This is a genomic window from Variovorax sp. 01T439_2 (assembly GCF_056398445.1).
Genome location: NZ_JBFTPJ010001267.1, coordinates 1 through 1,253, shown reverse-complemented (window position 1 = coordinate 1,253; position 1,253 = coordinate 1). Strand labels below are relative to the sequence as shown.

General features: G+C 67.5%; 1 protein-coding gene. It reads right to left on the bottom strand.

Annotated elements, in window-relative coordinates; genetic code table 11:
* A partial coding sequence (locus AC1DOC_RS34150; RefSeq protein WP_478131633.1) for an autotransporter outer membrane beta-barrel domain-containing protein occupies window positions 1-1,253 on the bottom strand: 1,253 nt, incomplete at both ends.

Here is a 1,253-nt window from a genome sequence, read left to right as displayed (position 1 = left end):
GAAATGGTGGTGCTGCCGGTAAAGCTGTTCGCGCCCGAGAGCGTGAGCGTGCCCGCGCCGGTCTTGGTGAGGCCGCCGGCGCCCGTGATGCCACTCGAGAGCGCGAGGTTGGCATCCGCCTGGAAGGTGCCGCCACCCGCGCCAAGGCTCACGGCCCGCGCCGAGGCAAAGTCCGCGCTGGTGCGCAGAGTGCCGCCGTCGAAGCTCAGCGCGCCGGCCGCATCGCCCAGGTTGGCGTCGCTCGACACTGACAGCACGCCGCCGTTCAGGAAGGTTCCGCCCGTGTAGCTGTTGGCGCCGCTGAGCGTCATCGCGCCGCCGTTCACGGTCAGCGTGTTGCCGGCCATGGTGCTGTCGATCTGCGCGGTGCCCGAGTTCATGGTGACGCTGTTCATGCCGCTGATGGCATAGGCTGCGCCGTGGGTGAAGCTGTTGGTGCCGAGGTTGAAGTTCAGCGCGTCGACGCCGTCGCCGGTGAGATTGCCGGCGATCGAGCCGCCCGCGATGTTGAGGGTGTCGGTGCCGCCGCCGAGCAGCACGGCGCCGGTGAGGGTGCCGGCGGTGGTGATGATGGCGTTGCCGCCGACCTCGTCAATGCCGTCGCGGACTAAGTCGCCGTCGCGCAGGGCGACGCCGGAAGCGCTGCCGTCGACGACCGCGCCTGCGCCGATGTTGACGGTGCCACCGGCCTTGGCAGCGGTGTGGATTGCCGCGCCAAAGCCGCTGCTGCCGATGAGGGTGCCGCCGGTCACCTCGACCGCATAGGTGCCGTTGGTGTTCGAAGCGAGGATGGCGTCGCCGTTGATTCCCTTGGACTCGACTCGGCCGCCAGTCATCTGCACCTGAGCCAGCCCCACACTGCCGTGGCGCGCCCAAAGCCCGATTCCTCCTCTGGACAGAACAGATCCGCCATTCATGGTGATGCTCGACGCCCCCGAGTTGTTGAGGCCCGACATGGTCGTGTAGACACCGGTATTGATTGTGTCAACCGTGCCCCCGTTGATCACGACGGCCGCAATGACGTTGCTATTGACGCCGGACGCGGTCGCACTCAGCCCAACACCCGAGCCCGTGTTCAGCACCGTGCCGCCGTTCATCGTCACGAGGGCGTCCGTTCTGTTGGTTCCACCCCCTTGCACCAGCACAGTAGCGGCCGACCCCGTGCTGGTGAGCGTTCCGCCATTGATGGTCACGGCCGCATGCCCGTCGGTCCCGTTGTGATCCACCGACACAGCCGAGCCGGTGGTGGTGAT